13 protein-coding genes and 2 tRNA genes are annotated in these 13,381 nt (G+C 51.0%); 10 read left to right on the top strand and 5 right to left on the bottom strand.

What is annotated here, in order from left to right:
• From AC6CHQ_RS08840 to AC6CHQ_RS08830, 3 genes are all read right to left on the bottom strand, one after another.
• Positions 1 to 657, bottom strand: a 657-nt coding sequence (locus AC6CHQ_RS08840; protein WP_498081363.1) for a transposase, incomplete at its 3' end; no start/stop codon positions are given.
• 73 nt (positions 658 to 730) lie between these two features.
• Positions 731 to 1,099 (bottom strand): hypothetical protein, encoded by a 369-nt coding sequence (locus AC6CHQ_RS08835; protein WP_498081358.1) that lies wholly within the window; start codon positions 1,097 to 1,099, stop codon positions 731 to 733.
• Between the two features lie 124 nt (positions 1,100 to 1,223).
• Positions 1,224 to 1,297 (bottom strand) — tRNA-Arg (locus AC6CHQ_RS08830).
• 343 nt (positions 1,298 to 1,640) lie between these two features.
• On the opposite strand from AC6CHQ_RS08830, the gene nhaC reads away from it, so the two are divergent.
• A complete protein-coding gene (gene nhaC / locus AC6CHQ_RS08825) occupies positions 1,641 to 3,026 on the top strand; it encodes a Na+/H+ antiporter NhaC (RefSeq protein ID WP_498081362.1) in 1,386 nt (461 codons plus the stop codon).
• A gap of 424 nt (positions 3,027 to 3,450) precedes the next feature.
• Here the strand turns inward: nhaC and AC6CHQ_RS08820 are convergent, their stop codons facing one another.
• Positions 3,451 to 4,143, bottom strand: a complete 693-nt coding sequence (locus tag AC6CHQ_RS08820) for a DUF421 domain-containing protein (RefSeq protein WP_498081357.1) — start codon at positions 4,141 to 4,143, stop codon at positions 3,451 to 3,453.
• Positions 4,144 to 4,245: 102 nt separating this feature from the next.
• A tRNA-Ser gene (locus AC6CHQ_RS08815) sits at positions 4,246 to 4,333 on the bottom strand.
• A 232-nt stretch (positions 4,334 to 4,565) separates the two neighbouring features.
• Between AC6CHQ_RS08815 and AC6CHQ_RS08810 the strand changes: the two genes are divergently transcribed.
• From AC6CHQ_RS08810 to AC6CHQ_RS08770, 9 genes are all read left to right on the top strand, one after another.
• Positions 4,566 to 5,966, top strand: coding sequence for a M20/M25/M40 family metallo-hydrolase (locus tag AC6CHQ_RS08810; RefSeq protein WP_251240399.1), 1,401 nt, complete (start codon positions 4,566 to 4,568; stop codon positions 5,964 to 5,966).
• A gap of 162 nt (positions 5,967 to 6,128) precedes the next feature.
• Entirely contained in the window at positions 6,129 to 7,115 is a 987-nt protein-coding gene (locus AC6CHQ_RS08805; protein WP_498081356.1) for a LacI family DNA-binding transcriptional regulator, read from the top strand.
• A 121-nt stretch (positions 7,116 to 7,236) separates the two neighbouring features.
• Positions 7,237 to 8,523 (top strand): histidinol dehydrogenase, encoded by a 1,287-nt coding sequence (gene hisD, locus AC6CHQ_RS08800; RefSeq protein ID WP_498081361.1) that lies wholly within the window; start codon positions 7,237 to 7,239, stop codon positions 8,521 to 8,523.
• A 69-nt stretch (positions 8,524 to 8,592) separates the two neighbouring features.
• Positions 8,593 to 9,912: a GntP family permease gene (locus AC6CHQ_RS08795; protein WP_251240397.1), complete on the top strand. Its 1,320-nt coding sequence runs from the start codon at positions 8,593 to 8,595 to the stop codon at positions 9,910 to 9,912.
• A gap of 62 nt (positions 9,913 to 9,974) precedes the next feature.
• Entirely contained in the window at positions 9,975 to 10,910 is a 936-nt protein-coding gene (locus AC6CHQ_RS08790) for a 3-hydroxyacyl-CoA dehydrogenase family protein (RefSeq protein WP_251240396.1), read from the top strand.
• A 5-nt stretch (positions 10,911 to 10,915) separates the two neighbouring features.
• Positions 10,916 to 11,680: an SDR family NAD(P)-dependent oxidoreductase gene (locus AC6CHQ_RS08785; RefSeq protein ID WP_432803574.1), complete on the top strand. Its 765-nt coding sequence runs from the start codon at positions 10,916 to 10,918 to the stop codon at positions 11,678 to 11,680.
• Between the two features lie 55 nt (positions 11,681 to 11,735).
• Positions 11,736 to 12,371, top strand: coding sequence for a FusB/FusC family EF-G-binding protein (locus AC6CHQ_RS08780; protein WP_251240394.1), 636 nt, complete (start codon positions 11,736 to 11,738; stop codon positions 12,369 to 12,371).
• Between the two features lie 13 nt (positions 12,372 to 12,384).
• A complete protein-coding gene (locus tag AC6CHQ_RS08775; RefSeq protein ID WP_251240393.1) occupies positions 12,385 to 13,149 on the top strand; it encodes a 3-hydroxybutyrate dehydrogenase in 765 nt (254 codons plus the stop codon).
• Positions 13,150 to 13,243: 94 nt separating this feature from the next.
• Positions 13,244 to 13,366 carry a hypothetical protein gene (locus AC6CHQ_RS08770; protein WP_285859134.1) on the top strand — a complete coding sequence of 41 codons (123 nt, stop codon included), beginning with the start codon at positions 13,244 to 13,246 and terminating at the stop codon, positions 13,364 to 13,366.
• Positions 13,367 to 13,381: the final 15 nt, after the last annotated feature.

Here is a 13,381-nt window from a genome sequence, read left to right as displayed (position 1 = left end):
TTCCGATGTCAGGATCAGGTCGCCCGCATTCTCACTGACCGCGAGGATGGCATCCTGGTCGTAGACCATTTCTTCCGGCATTCCCCCAAAGTAGTGGAAAGCATTCTCGTGGGCCCGAATCATGTCGCCTGTCCTGAAAGGCCGGTCCAACCACTCCGCGTATTTAAAGCGGGAGTGGGAAAGGATGAAGACAATGCAATACAGCTTTCTTTCCTTTCCGTCCACCGTAAGCACCTTCAACTGTCCGAAATCCACTTGGGCCTGATGGCCCGGCCGAAACTCTGGCACCGCGGCGTAGACCCGCTGGTTCTTCACCTTCGGAATCCCATAACGCTCCCTTATATCCTTCACGTAGCTCCGGACCGTTGCCTGGGTAACGTCTTTCAGCTCCATCCGCTCAATCAGCCAATCGTGGACCTGGGCGCCGGTAAGGTCTGGATGTTCCCGAAGCCATCCGAGAATGTGCTCCCGATAGGGATCCAGCTTCTTTGGCCGCGTCTCGAGAGTGTGGATATACTCGATGAACTGCTTTGAAGACATGCCCAAGTATGAACTAACCGTATTCCTTCCGACTCCCAGCTTTTTAGAAATCTGTCTCTGTGAAAATCCCTTTCCCTCTAAGTCTTTCATCTTGTAATACAGTTCCATTTTCTTCACTTCCAATCCCTGCCTTCCGAATACTGTTCCCAGTATACAGAAGGAGTTTTTCTGGTTGGAAAGTGGCTCTATTCTATTTTTCGAAATTGGTCACTTTTAGTTTATCGGTTTCAACACTGCCGTTCTCACGGCCCTCTACGCCTTTGTAGCGCGTGACTTCACTCCGTAGATACAAGATGTACCCGCGAATAATCTCTGGGTTTAAATCGCTTACCAGGGGGCTGACTAAGCCGTGCCTGTCACGAAGATATTCCGAAAGGTACTCGATGTGTTTTCTGTATTCTTCTAATGTCCGTTGCCGTAAACCTTGAGCCTCTTTCGCGTGTACGAAGATCTCGAGCGCTTTATTTAGCGGTAGTTGGTCATCAAAGGACTGTCGGACTTGAGCCGAGTCTGTTGGTTTACCTATCCGTCTTTCTCCGATAAATTTACGTTTTGACATGGGTTCCACCTCCGATTTAGTTCGACGGCTTCCCCTTTGGATGTCCTACAGCTTACGTAAAACAAGAAAAGCCCGGTCATAGTCAGCGTTAATAACGCAGACTACGACGGGCTTTTTAAGATAGCGTCCCAGGGGAGATTCGAACTCCCGACCTACAGCTTAGGAGGCTGTTGCTCTATCCTGCTGAGCTACCAGGACATGTGCTTGCGACGTTTTCCATTATACACGATTCAGCTGCCAATGCAAAAGGGCAAATTTTTTTGTGCAGTCTTACATGTGAACCGGAAAGATCGATTTGATTTGAGGCATCAAGATAAACGAATTCTTGATATTACTAAATGGAAAGATGCAAAATTTCCTGACATCTCACGAGTAATTTTGCATTTACCAGAAAAAATGTTTCGATTATGATCGATATAGCGCTTACATTTCATTCTCATAAGGGGGCTGAATTCAGTTGAGAAAAGCAGACCAACATCATGAAGACAACAGCAAGCAGCTGGAGTTTAGCTTTTTCTGGGCAATCGTGCCTCTGGTAGTCATGATCGGAATCATGCTTTACACGGTTGTCGAACTCAAACAGGGACCACACATCCCGCTGATTGTAGGCACAGTGACAGCCGCACTAGTAGCGATAAAGACAGGATTTTCCTGGAAAGAAGTAGAGGAAATGATGTATAAGGGGATCCGGCTGGCACTGCCGGCAGTGGTCATCATTATTCTCGTGGGACTCATCATCGGTTCGTGGATGGGCGGGGGAATCGTCGCTACAATGATCTTCTATGGTCTTAAACTGCTTAGCCCAACGTATTTCCTTGTCGCGATCTGTCTGATTTGTTCGATTGTCTCACTGGCAATCGGCAGCTCCTGGTCGACGATGGGAACAATCGGTGTCGCAGGCATGGGCATCGGGATGGCGATGGGGATTTCACCGGGTATGGTCGCAGGTGCGGTTATTTCCGGCGCTTACTTTGGCGACAAGCTGTCGCCGCTATCGGACACGACCAACCTTGCTTCAGGACTGACGGATACCGATTTGTTCGACCATATCAAGCACATGCTGTGGACAACGATCCCGGCCCTCATCATTGCACTCGGAATCTATGCGTTTCTCGGTTCAAATGTGAGCGGAGCGATTGACACTGAACAAATTGCACAGACCGCTTCCGTTATGCAGGAGAGTTTTCTGATTTCTCCATGGCTACTCCTCGTACCGCTTATTGTCATCGGTATGGTGGCGCTCAAGGTCCCTGCTGTTCCCGCTCTTGTCATCGGGGCTGTGCTTGGCTTTCTCTCTCAGGTATACATTCAGGGGGATGATGCCACGGCAGCTCTCACGGCATTGCAGGAGGGCTATGCCATTGAGACAGGCAACGCCCTGGTGGACGCTCTGTTCAATGGCGGAGGATTGGATTCGATGATGTACACCGTCAGCATGACCATCGTTGCTATGACGTTCGGCGGAATTCTTGAGTATTCCGGAATGCTCAAAGCCATCATGAATCAGCTTTTGAAGCTGCTCCGGAGCACGGGATCGCTGATCGCTTCAACAATCGGGGCAGCGTTCCTCACGAATGCCTCTTGTGCGGAACAGTACATATCGATCGTTGTTCCGTCCAGGATGTTTGCGGGAACTTATAGGAAGATGGGGCTTGCCTCCAAGAACCTATCTCGCGCTCTGGAAGACGGCGGCACGCTCACATCAGTCTTCATCCCGTGGAACACATGCGGGGTGTTCATCTTTGGCACACTTGGCGTCGGGGTGCTTGAATACGGTCCGTACGCCCTGTTGAATCTGCTCTGTCCGGTCATTTCAATCATTTATGCCTATACAGGACTCACAATTGCCAAGATAGAAGGCGGAGGCAGAGGTGAGGGCGGCATGAAAGAACCGGCAAAAACGAAAAGTGAGCTTCAGCACGTCTGAGCCTGGAAGCAGGAACTCATTGAGTGAATCCAGTTCTCATTCTCGGTGCTCCTGATTCGTATCACCAAGTGGTGGAGGCGTTTTGCATCCCGTGTCGATCAGCAGCCAATAGAAAGTGTATATAGCTATATCCAGATTTTCGGCGCAAACAACCGGGAGATTCGGGAAGATATTGGCTTTACTATCCTAAAAAGTCCTCAAAAGCATATCAGTCAGACTGCAGCAGGGAAACGGTCTCACAGATTCCCTCCGATTTTGGCTATGAGCCGGTCCGGCAGGTTGCGATTGACGACGATTGGTCCGCATTGCGGTTCCGGAAAGCATCAGATATCAAGAAAATGACTCGTTCGTTTGCCTATACGGATGAAGGGAAGAAAAGGACGGAAGGCAAACAATCCTAATAGCACATACTAAAGGGGCGCAATCAGCGCCCCTTTTTCCTTTGTACGGCCAATGTCCCGTCAGGTAAGTATTCCGCGTAGAACACATCCGAAACAGATGTGATGTTCTGCTTTCTCAGCTCACTGATCAGCCAATCCGGCGATAAACCGAGTTCGTTCATTTCGTGACTGGCCAGTTGACCGTCCATAACGACAGTGGTCGGCAGATTTCTGTGTGGTTTCTGGGGAACCTGCAAATCGTCTTTTGTGACGGGAGCATGTCCGGATCTCATCATGACACTCAATTGGCCGTTTGGCTCAAGAATGGCATATTCCACTCCGGATATCGAAAAAGCGTGCTCTCTTCGCAGCAACATTGAGAGATCATCCAAGTTCAACCTGAGCTGAGCAAGAATTTCTTCCTGTACGATTCCCTTGCGAATAAGGATGGAAGGTTCGCCGTCGGTCAGTACCCGGGTTTTCTTGGACTTCAAACCGGCAAACCCCAGGAGGATAACTGCAGCGCACCAGACAATCAGGGCAATCAGGTCATGAATTGTATCATTGCCTGCAGGTCTGACAGCCAGGTCGGCCGTAATCGAACCGATCGTAATTCCTGCGATGTAATTAAAATAAGTCAGCTGGCTCATCTGTTTTTTGCCCATGATCCTAGTAAGGAGAAGAAGGGCAAAAAAAGCGAACAGTGAGCGCAAAATGGTCACCAGGTATTCGTCCAAGCGATTCCACTCCTAAAAATCATGATCGGTATAGGGTGTGGAATCCGTATCAGACTATACAAAAAAGCACCGGATTTCCAAACGGAAAACCGGTGCCGGTAGCGGAGATGAGAGGATTTGAACCCCCGCGGCGCGTGAACGCCCTAACTGATTTCGAGTCAGTCCCCTTCAGCCTCTTGGGTACATCTCCATGTTTTGATGACAAATGAAATTATATCATTCGAGAAAAACGTGCGCAACCCTTTTTAAATGATTTTTTCTGAAAGGGAACTCTTTATCGATAACCGGGCTTTACTGCCCAACAACCTTGGCTTTAAAGGCTGGAATTCAAGACAAATGAACCATAACTTTCTCCGGATTCCAATCGTGTTGGCGCTTGCTATGATTAATATGTCTGAATACTTTAAGTGAGGAGGAAGTACATGAAAAACAAGGCAATTGCACTCACACTGGCTGCCATGCTGGCAGCAGGCGTCGCAGCACCGACAGCCGTCATTGCACAGCCGATCGAATCGGGATACCAGGAAGCGCTTGATCAGTTTGACCAGAAAGCGATACGTAAAATCGATGTGGACCGGATCTACAACCACATTGCCACGCTTTCGGAAGCTCCTCGGGTGGCCGGTACAGATGTGGAGAACCGGGCTGTTGATTACCTCCGTGATGAGTTCGAGTCTTACGGTTATGATGTCGAAGTTCAGCCATTCACTTATGTCGGCTATACGGAACCGACCCGAATTGAACTCGCTGTACCTGGTCATGAAGGTGAGCTGAACCCGGGTAATTTCACTTATGGCATTTCTGGTGATGTGACAGCCAGTCTTGTCGATGCGGGAATCGGCTCACCGGCGGATTTTGAAGGAATCGATGCGGAAGGAAAGATTGCCGTTATCCAACGAGGCGAGTTCAGCTTTGCTGAGAAAATTGTAAATGCGGCTGAAGCCGGTGCCGCCGGAGTAGTCATCTACAATAACAGCCCCGGCGCATTGAACGGAACCCTTGGCGGCCACGATGACCGTTTCATTCCGGCCGTCTCGCTTTCTCAGGAACAGGGACAGTCCCTCCTCCAGCATATGAGCGGAAATCCGGATGCAGAGGCACGGATCTTGGTGGAAGGGGCTGAAACAGGAGAGCACACTTCCCACAACGTGATTGCGACAAAGCATCCGACTAACAAAAAGAAAGACACCGGTGAAGTAATCGTAATCGGATCCCATATGGACTCTGTTCCGGGAGCACCTGGTGCAAATGACAATGCTTCCGGTACTGCAGTGACACTGGAACTTGCACGTGCAATGAAGAATCTGCCGTCAGACACTGAAATTCGTTTTGCTTCTTTCGGAGCAGAAGAACTGGGCCTGATCGGATCTCACCATTATGTCAGCGAACTGTCTGAAACAGAAAAGGACCGCATCATCGCAAACTTTAACCTGGATATGGTCGGAAGCCGCGATGCGGGCGATCTGATTGTCGCGTCCGTAGACGGTGAACCGAACCTTGTGACGGAGCTGACCCAGAAGGCGAGCACAAAGCTGAACGGGGAGCCAACAACACGCGGAAGAAGCGGTTCAAGTGACCATGTGCCTTTCCACCAGGCAGGCATCCCTGCAGCTCTCTTTATCCACAGCCCGCTGGAGCCTTGGTATCATACCCCTGAGGATACTCTTGACAAGATCAGCAAGGAGAAGCTTCTGGATGTAGCTGAAATCGTGGCAGCTGCCGTATATGACAGAGCCCGCTTCGATAACCAGAATCCTAAAGATAAAAAACGTAAAGAATCTTCAGTGCCAAAAGAAGCGTACTTCGAACAGTCCATCCGCTGAGTTAGAAAAGTCCATAATCTGCAACATGCCGTCACTTCTCATTCGGGGTGGCGGCATTTTACTGATTGTTTAAGACCGCCACTCTGCTTTAAAGCTGTTGAGCACAACTTTTCTTCTTTTCCCCTTCAATGTATAATCCGGAAATAAGAGGAGGTGAATACGGTGGAAAACCAAATTACTGCACACGAGGTCGCGAAATTGGCGGGGGTTTCACAATCCTCGGTTTCCCGTGTCTTTACAAAGGGAGCGAGTGTATCTGAGAAAACCCGAGAAAAAGTCCTGAAAGCCGCCGAACAGCTCGGCTATCGGCCAAATGAGTATGCCCGAAGCCTGATCACGAGAAAATCGAGTTTGATCGGTCTTGTCATGAAGAGCGTTTCCAATCCTTTTTATCCGCATGCAGTGAAAAAGTTTACTTCCGAACTGAAAAAACTTGGTTATAGCGTACTTTTGATCGATACCGATGATGTTGAATTGCAGATGCAGGATATAGATGCGCTGCTTTCATATCACGTTGCCGGCGTCGTCATTATGGATGCTACCGCGTCTTTCCAGACCGCCGAGATGCTACGGCGTTTCCGGATTCCTGCGGTGCTATTTAACCGGGTGGTTCCGGCTGCTGGTCTTCATTCGGTCAGCTGTGAGAATGAATCGGCCGCCAGGGAAATCGCCCGCCTGCTGATTGATCGGGGATGCGAGTCCTTTACATACGTGGGAGGGAGAGAAGGGGCTTCCACACATATTGAGCGCATGAGGGGATTTACCGGAGAACTCAATGACAAGGGATTCACATGCAATGTCATGACGGGAGATTTCACGCATGCCAGCGGTTACCGGGCAGCTTTAAAAATGATCGAAACTAATCGGATCACAGATGCGGTTTTTGCTGCCAATGACATTATGGCTTACGGGATTTTTGATGCATTCCGTGAGCGGGGGATCCGTGTACCTGAACAGGTCAAACTGATGGGTTTCGATGATATCGAGATGTCTTCATGGCCCGCGTACAACCTTTCTACTTTTGTGCAGCCGGTGGACCGTATGGTGACACTGGCCATCCAGCTTCTTCTTTATCCTGAGCGGAGCCGGAATGCTGATGGAAATGTCCACTATCTTCCCGGTGAAATGAAACTCCGCGGAACAACTTGAAAAATAGTCTTGACTGTTGCGATAATTTTAAGTAATGTACTTTTTGTAAGCGTTTTTGCATACGTATTCACACAATGTTGCATACGTATTCAAAATCCTGGATATTGAAAGGGGTCCAACCATTATGAAATTCATCAAGCAAGGAAAATCCTCTGAAGAAGTTAAACAAAGTGACGCGAAGGTATCAGAAACGGTAGCTGCGGCACTTTCCGATATTGAAGAAAAAGGCGATGCGGCAGTGCGCGAAATGTCGGCGCGCTTCGATAAATGGGAGCCGGAATTGTTCCGCTTGAGCGAAGAGCAGATTTCTGAAATTGTCGGCCGCGTGCCGGAACAAGTCATCGAAGACATCAAGTTTGCACAAAAGAATATCCGTGAATTTGCTGAAGCACAGCTGGCTTCGCTGAGCGATGTGGAAGTCGAGAATATTCCGGGCGTCATCCTCGGCCACAAAAACATTCCGATGAACAGTGTCGGATGTTATATCCCGGGTGGCCGGTACCCGATGGTCGCTTCTGCACATATGAGCGTTTTAACTGCCAAGGTGGCAGGTGTTAAGCGAGTGATCGCGTGCACACCTCCGATCAACGGAGAAATTCCTGAAGCGACAGTCGCAGCGATGCACCTTGCAGGCGCGGACGAGATCTATCTTCTCGGCGGCATCCAGGCTATGGGCGCAATGGCAATCGGAACTGAAACAATCGAATCGGTCGATATGATCGTAGGACCGGGCAATGCGTTCGTCGCTGAAGCAAAACGTCAACTGTATGGCCGTGTCGGCATCGACCTGTTTGCCGGCCCGACTGAAACACTGGTCGTTGCTGATGAAACGTCGGATGCGGAAATCATTGCGACCGACCTTCTGGGACAGGGGGAGCACGGTCCGACTTCTCCTGGTGCACTCGTGACGACAAGCGAGAAGCTTGCATATGAGACATTGGAAGAGATCGAGCGCCAGCTGGAAGTATTGCCGACAGCTGATGTGGCACGTGTTTCCTGGGACGATTATGGCCAGGTGATTGTCGTTGATTCGATCGAAGAGGCACGGGAAGTGGCGGATGAGATGGCTTACGAGCACGTTGAAATCCTCACTGAGAATCCTGATTACTTCCTTGAGAACATGACCAACTACGGCTGCCTGTTCCTCGGTCCTGAAACCAACGTAGCTTATGGCGACAAGGTGATCGGAACCAACCATACCCTCCCAACTAAAGGCGCAGCGCGCTACACCGGCGGTCTGTGGGTCGGCAAGTTCATCAAGACGGTCACTTATCAGAAAGTAAAGCCTGAAGCGAGCGCCTATATCGGTGAATACGCAGCGCGTCTCTGCCAGCTTGAAAACTTTGCCGGACATGCCGAGCAGGCATTGCTCAGGGTCCGCAGATATGGCGACCAGAAGAAAAACTAATAACACATTTTTTCCGGCCCCGGATCTTCAGACCCGGCGGCCGGAGTACATAATTAGGGGGATTTGTTCATGCTCGGAATGATAGGTATGATCGGGGGCCTGGTTCTGCTCATCTGGTTGACGATGCGCGGAATGAACCTTTTGATCGTCGCGCCGCTAGCGGCATTGTTTGTTGCATTGATGAACGGTCTGCCTCTTTTCCCGCAGCTTGCGGAGGAAGGGGCGGCCAACTTCCTGACAGGGTATATGGAAGGATTCTCAGGATTCATCATGTCCTGGTACCTGATGTTCCTGGCAGGCGCCATCTTTGGTAAAGTGATGGAAGACAGCGGTGCCGCCGATGCGGTATCCAAATGGATTGTTGATAAGCTTGGAATGAGACAGGCCGTTCTTGCGGTCGTCGCAGCCTGTGCGGTCCTTACGTACGGAGGGGTCAGCCTCTTCGTCGTCGCTTTCTCTGTATATCCGATGGCGGTCAGCCTGTTCAAAGAAGCCGACCTGCCAAGACGCTTCATACCGGCGGCACTTGCTTTCGGATCCACAACGTTCACAATGACATCTGCGGGTTCTCCTGAAATCCAGAACTGGATTCCGGTCGAGCCCCTGGGAACTACGCCGCTCGCCGGATGGGAAGTCAGCCTGATTGTCGCTGTCTTCATGATGGTCTTCGGTTATTGGTGGCTCCGCAAGATGATCCGAAAGGCCGTTTCCAATGGTGAGCATTTCATCGCAAGGGAATCGGACCACCGTGAGGAGCGAGAAGAGCTTCCTCACCCGCTCCTCAGTACGATTCCGCTGCTCGTCGTTCTTTTTGTGTCCTTCGGGTTCCACGATTCACTCGGAACATCCGCACTGATTCTTGCACTGTCAGGCGGTGTCATCGCCACATATGTTCTGAACCGAAAGTATTTCAGGAATTTCGGGAATGCCGTTTCCGAAGGGACGATCGGTGCCATTGTGGCGATAGCCAACACGGCAGCCGTCGTCGGGTTTGGCGGGGTGGTCAAAACGACTCCTGCCTTTGCCACGGTTGTTGACGGCATCACCAGCATTCCGGGCAGCCCTCTGATTGGCGGCGCAGTTGCAGTTGGCGTTATCGCCGGCCTGACCGGGTCTTCATCGGGCGGGCAGGCTATTGCACTGCCGCTGCTCGGGCCACACTATCTGGACATGGGTGTCAACGCTGAAGCCCTTCACCGTACGGTCGCGCTTTCCTCCGGGTCGCTTGACTCGCTGCCTCACGGCGGCTACACCGTTACGACGATCCGTTCGATTGCGGGAGAAACCCACAAGGATGCTTATCCGGCAATGGGTGCCATGACGGTCATCGTGCCGATCCTCGGCTCGATTCTCGCCATTGTCCTGTTCTCTCTTGGACTGGGTATCTGATTTGACTGATCCCGGCAGCATCCGATGCTGCCGGGATTTATTATTGGGAGGTAGATGAAATTATGGAAACATTATCGATTATCGGCAGCGGGACGATGGGACACTCCATTGCGCTGAATGCGGCATGGCGCGATATGGACGTGAGAATGTATGCAACTAACGAAGAAGACATCCGGAGAGCGGAGCAGGGCATCGTGCAGAAGCTGCGCACCATGGCTGATAATGGTCTGTTCAGTCTGGATGAAGCCGCAGCCATCAGGAAAAAGATTACCATTTCAGATCAATTGGAAACAGTGGTGGACGGAGCGACATTTGTCATCGAAGCCATTCCTGAAAACCTGGAGCTGAAACAACAGTTCTACAGCCGCCTGGAAGAACTGATCGGGCAGGAAACGATCCTTGCGAGCAATACATCCGGTCTACAGCCGTCTGACCTGGCTGCCGGCCTGCTCCATCCTGGGCGGTTTGTCGTGACCCACTTCTGGAATCCGGCTCATCTTGTTCCTTTGGTGGAAGTGGTGGGCGGTAAGCAAACATCCGATGCCACAATAGAGCGTGCCATGGAACTGATGTATGCCATGCAGAAGAAACCGATTGTCGTGAAGCAGGAGATACAGGGGTTCATCGGGAATCGTCTACAATATGCCCTGTTCAGGGAAGCGCAGGCTTTGCTTGACGCAGGCGTAGCTGATAAGGAAGACATTGACGCTGCCGTAACATACAGCATCGGCAGGCGTCTTCCGGTAACCGGACCGCTCATGTCCGCAGATTTCGGCGGGCTGGATGTATTCAAGTCCATCTCGGATTACCTGTTCAGCGACTTGAGTACGTTGAAGGCTTCCGGAAAAACATTGGATTCTCTTGCCGGATCGGGGAAGCTCGGCGTAAAGTCCGGTGAAGGCTTCTACGATTGGAGCGGCAATCGCAGTGGAGAAATCGCTGAAGAGCGCGAAAACATGCTGATCCGCTTCCTAAAAGATGATGAACGGAAAGGATGAGGGAGTTGAACAATCATTTTGGTGATTTGGAAGGTAAGTCAGTCCTCGTGACCGGCGGCAGTAAAGGAATCGGAAAATCGATTGCCCTGGCATTTGCCGATCTTGGCGCGAAAGTCACGATTGTCGGACGGAATCTCGAAGCTTTGGAACAGACACGCCTCGAACTGGTTGGGAAAAGTCCTGAAAGCAGTGCTATCCAGGCTGATCTGTCTGATATCCAGGAGACGCGGCGGGTGGCCGATATGACGGCCGAACGGTATGGCTCCATCGATGTGCTGGTAAACAACGCAGGGATCAACATTGCAAAACCTGCCTTTGAAGTGACCGAGAAGGATTGGGATACGGTGCTTGATCTGAATCTGAAGTCTGCATTCTTCATGTGTCAGGCGGCAGGCAGCCACATGAAGCGGCAGGGCGGCGGGAAGATCATCAATATCGCCTCACAGATGGCGTTTGTCGGTTACTACAACCGCGCTGCGTATTGCTCGAGCAAAGGCGGGCTTGTCCAGCTTACAAAAGCACTTGCGATCGAATGGGCTTCACACCGAATCAATGTCAATGCGGTCGCACCGACGTTCGTTGAAACAGAGATGACGAGCGGCATGATGGAAGATCCTGCTTTTATGGAAGAAATCCGGAAGCGGATCCTGTTCGGCCACCCGTCAAAACCTGAAGATGTCAACGGTGCGGTGCTTTTCCTCGCTTCGGGAATGTCCTCATTTGTGACAGGAGACACGATTAAAGTTGATGGTGGCTGGACAGCCATCTGACCGGACAAAGCTCTTGATAATGTGTACACTTTTCATATAGAAAGGGGTGCCGGCCATGCAATCTTTGACAAGCTCTCAATACCATTTCATCCTCCGCCAGGCAAGGAATGTGATGAACGGTCACACCAATTCGGCAGATGAGGATGTACTTGCAGCAGTTGTCCTGATGGCGATCGAGCGCTCCGAGGGGCTGACAGGAGCCGTTTCGGATGAATTAAAGCGCACAATACGTTTGATGGACAGCGTCAGAAACAAGGAAGACTATGACGAGTTCCGGGAACGGCTGCTATTATATGTCAGGCCGATGGTAGAAGTGACGGACAAGGATATCAAAAAGCTTTTTCCGAAGGTGAAAAATCTTCGCATGCCTAAATTTGCAGAAGCCGTGCGCAAGGAGCTGACCTATCTCGGTTGGAACGACCCCGGCACGAACAGGAAGTATTTCGTGTTCGAAGAAGGAGACGGACTTACGGGCTTATATGGGCAGTTCCGTCCATCCGGCAAAAAAGGGGTCTGTTCAATCTGCAACGGCATCGACGAGACGGGGCTGTTTCTGACAGAAACCCGCCATGCGGGAGGCGAGACGTACACAAAGCGTGGCAACTATATCTGCACGGACAGCATGGCCTGTAACAGGCGGCTGGACGACCGGGAACGGTTTGATCAATTTATAAAGTCAGTCATCAGATAAGGGGGAAAATGAAATGGAAGGCAAGGTATTGCTGATCACGGGAGCTGCACGGGGAATCGGATATGAGATCGCAAAGGGTTTTTCCGAAGCAGGTGCCAAAGTGGTCCTCTCTGACATGAACGAAGAAGGCGTCAAGGCTGCCGCGGCAACGCTTAGCGGGGAGGCTGAAGGCATCACGTGTGACGTTACCAACGAAGAGGATATTATCCGGACGATAGACTTCGCGGTGGAACGGTTTGGCAGCATCGATATCCTGATCAATAATGCCGGCATGCAGCATGTTGAGGATCTGGAAGAGTTCCCGACGGAAAAGTTCCGTCTGCTGGTCGACATTATGCTGACAGGCCCGTTCATGGCAACCAAGCACGTACTTCCGCATATGAGGAAACAAGGATGGGGCCGCATCATCAACATGGCGTCCATCAACGGTCTGATCGGATTTGCCGGCAAAGCAGCCTACAATTCCGCCAAGCATGGAGCAATCGGACTGACAAAGGTTGCCGCCCTGGAAACAGCTGAGGACGGAATCACAGTCAATGCGATCTGCCCGGGTTACATAGATACGGAACTGGTCAGAAACCAGATGGGAGATCTGGCGAAGACAAGGGGCGTTTCGGTGGAAGAAGTATTAGGAGAAGTGCTTTATCCTTTGATCCCTCAGAAACGCTTAATCGAAATCGGCGAAATCGTTTCATTGGCAAAATACATCGCAAGTGAAGACGCCAAAGGGATGACCGGCCAGGCGGTTGTCCTGGATGGCGGCTACACGGCTCAGTAATCCTGAAAACCTTCTGTAACGCCGTTTCGACTGAGTGCGCCAGGGGAATCATAAAAATAGGCGTACAAGACAGGCAGACAGGAGGGGATCCGTATTGGCGAAGCATTATCCGGATAGCCGTCCGTATCCTTATGACACGGACAAGCCACAATGGGCGGCGTTGTGGATAGCACTCGCGGGCATCATTATCGCAATTCTTCTCGGATTCATGATGTAAGAAAACCGGCAGGCC

The organism is Bhargavaea sp. GQ12 (genome assembly GCF_059758705.1).
The sequence above is the reverse complement of the archived record's forward strand: the minus strand, read 5'-3'. Positions and strand labels throughout refer to the sequence as shown.

Excerpts from the sequence above, each read along its gene's own strand:
- AC6CHQ_RS08835 (WP_498081358.1), bottom strand. The coding sequence starts at position 1,099 with ATGTCAAAACGTAAATTTATCGGAGAAAGACGGATAGGTAAACCAACA.
- nhaC (WP_498081362.1), top strand. The coding sequence starts at position 1,641 with ATGATCGGAATCATGCTTTACACGGTTGTCGAACTCAAACAGGGACCA.
- AC6CHQ_RS08810 (WP_251240399.1), top strand. The coding sequence starts at position 4,566 with ATGAAAAACAAGGCAATTGCACTCACACTGGCTGCCATGCTGGCAGCA.
- AC6CHQ_RS08795 (WP_251240397.1), top strand. The coding sequence starts at position 8,593 with ATGCTCGGAATGATAGGTATGATCGGGGGCCTGGTTCTGCTCATCTGG.
- AC6CHQ_RS08790 (WP_251240396.1), top strand. The coding sequence starts at position 9,975 with ATGGAAACATTATCGATTATCGGCAGCGGGACGATGGGACACTCCATT.
- AC6CHQ_RS08780 (WP_251240394.1), top strand. The coding sequence starts at position 11,736 with ATGCAATCTTTGACAAGCTCTCAATACCATTTCATCCTCCGCCAGGCA.
- AC6CHQ_RS08775 (WP_251240393.1), top strand. The coding sequence starts at position 12,385 with ATGGAAGGCAAGGTATTGCTGATCACGGGAGCTGCACGGGGAATCGGA.